Raw genomic sequence first — 2,515 nt, 5'->3', positions numbered from 1 at the left:
CAACTCAGACCGAGCCAGCCGAGGCAGTTGCACCGATTGAAACGCCAGATGCCGAGTCCATAGCACCAGTTACCACACCAGTCACAGATCTCGGAGCTACCGAAAGCACCAGCGAACCGCCCATCGCAGTAATTAGCAGCGACGAGACACCCCCGCCAGCAGTAACAGAATTGCCCATTTGGGCGCGAGATGACCGCCAACAGCGACTAGAACAGCTCAAGGCAACCGCGATTGAAACCGAAGTTCCAGCCGCTCCTGCGACCGATGTAGACCTCGACGACGACTTCTTGTGGTCGGCTAAAATCCTCGCGGATCGCGGTCGCACCCCCGAACAAGTTTCGCTCGACGAGATTAACTGGCTCAAAAAACTCCGCCAAGGCTTAGACAAAACCCGGCGCGGCTTTGTCAATCAACTCAAAGCCCTCATCGGTCAAGGCCCCCTGAATGCCGATGCTGTAGAATCGATCGAAACCTTGCTACTGCAAGCCGATGTTGGTGTCGAAGCTACCGATTATGTGATCGAAACCTTGCAAGCCAAGCTGCGCCAAGAGTCCCTCCCCCCAGATGAAGCTATCGCCTATCTCAAACAGATTTTGCGCGATTTACTCGACACTCCTTATCAGAGCAACTACAGCCAAGAATTCTTGCCTATCAACGATCGATTGAATATCTGGTTGATCGTTGGCGTCAATGGAGTCGGTAAAACTACCACTATCGGTAAACTCGCCCACATGAGCCAATCGTCTGGCTATAAATGTCTGATTGCCGCTGGCGATACCTTCCGCGCTGCTGCCGTCGAACAAGTCAAAGTGTGGGGTCAACGCAGCGGCATTGACGTCATTGCCAATCCCGGTCAAAATACCGACCCTGCTGCCGTGGTATTTGATGCAATTAGTGCTGCTCGATCGCGCGGAACTGAGTTACTATTAGTCGATACTGCCGGACGACTCCAAAACAAAAAAAACTTAATGGATGAGTTGAGCAAAATCCGCCGGATTATAGACAAGCAATCGACCGATGCGCAGATAGAATCTTTATTGGTACTCGATGCAACTCTAGGACAAAATGGTTTGCGACAGGCTCAAGTTTTTGCCGAAGCAGCTAAATTGAGTGGAGTCGTATTAACCAAACTAGATGGAACGGCTAAAGGTGGCGTGGCTCTGGCGGTAGTCCAACAACTCGGCCTCCCAATTCGATTTATCGGCGCGGGCGAAGGAATTGAAGATTTAAGACCCTTTTCTAGCTATGAATTTGTTGAAGCCTTATTAAGTGGTTAGGAATATAAATGATGAATTATGAGCCACAAATTATGTCAGTAGCTGCTCTGCAAGAATTAGTGGCAGATCTCAGTCGGCAACAAAAGAAAACCCACGAGCTACTGAGTAATTTAGGTTTTGCCTTGCGCAGCTTTAAAAATCTCAACCAATTTTTGGAACTAATTCCCCTCATGGTGACACGCGTCACCGATGGTGAAGGTGGGGCAATTATCTTATTCAAAAAAACTGGTCAACTGCAAATTCAACAGCTACATTGTCAGGGTGAAGGTGCCTGTAATGAGTTGCGCCAGCGAATTGAAATGGCAATTTCTAAGACGCTTACTGATGTATCGGAAGGTAGAGAAAGCAGCTTTCAGACAGATTTTTGGGATAAATTAGAGAGTAGAATCGAGCTAGACCTCGATTACCGAATTCAAATATTCCGGACGCCAATTTTACTCGAAAGTGGCGAACGCGGTCGCCTATACGTATTTACTCGCAATCCTGAATATGGGTGGACGATCGATCGCCAAAAACTCTTGCAACTAGTCGCCGATCAGACCGCAGTCGCCATTCATAACGACGAATTAACTGTTGAATTGCGCAAAAAAGAACGACTCGATCGCGAGTTGGAAATCGGTGCCGAAATTCAAGAACGCTTATTACCTAAAAAATTCCCCGATATTCCGGGGTTAGAATTAGCAGCTTGCTATCTTAATGCCGATCGGGTGGGTGGGGATTATTATGATTTTATCCCCGCCAATTACGACCGGCTTACCAATAAAACCTGCGATCTCAGCACGAATAAGTGGAGCATCACCATCGGCGACGTAATGGGCAAAGGAGTCCCTGCTGGCTTGATCATGACCATGACGCGCGGGATGTTGCGTGCGGAAGTACTCAACGGTCACTCTCCCGCCCGTATTCTCCAGCATCTCAATCGGGTCATGTATGCCGATCTCGCCAATTCCAGTCGGTTTGTCACGCTATTTTATTCCGAATACGACCCGACCACCAAAATTCTGACCTATACCAATGCCGCACACAATCCACCACTCTACTGGCAAGCCGCTACCGATCGGATCGTGCGGCTAGATACTCAGGGGATGTTGATTGGACTGGATCCTGATTCTCGCTATGAGGAAGCACAAGTCCAACTCCACCCAGGCGATACGATTATTTACTATACCGATGGCTTCACTGACGCCGCCAATCAGGATGGGGAAAGGTTTAACGAAGAAAACCTCATCTACACCTTC

Annotated in this window: 2 protein-coding genes; both read left to right on the top strand. The window is 48.8% G+C overall.

What is annotated here, in order from left to right:
• Positions 1 to 1,277, top strand: a 1,277-nt coding sequence (gene ftsY, locus RMO84_RS20315) for a signal recognition particle-docking protein FtsY (protein ID WP_310490252.1), incomplete at its 5' end; no start/stop codon positions are given.
• A gap of 11 nt (positions 1,278 to 1,288) precedes the next feature.
• Positions 1,289 to 2,515: PP2C family protein-serine/threonine phosphatase (locus RMO84_RS20310; RefSeq protein WP_396135910.1), on the top strand; the 1,227-nt coding region annotated here is incomplete at its 3' end.

It is taken from the genome of Chamaesiphon sp. VAR_69_metabat_338 (genome assembly GCF_031423935.1).
GTDB lineage: Bacteria > Cyanobacteriota > Cyanobacteriia > Cyanobacteriales > Chamaesiphonaceae > Chamaesiphon.
This window is presented reverse-complemented; position numbering and strand designations above follow the sequence as displayed.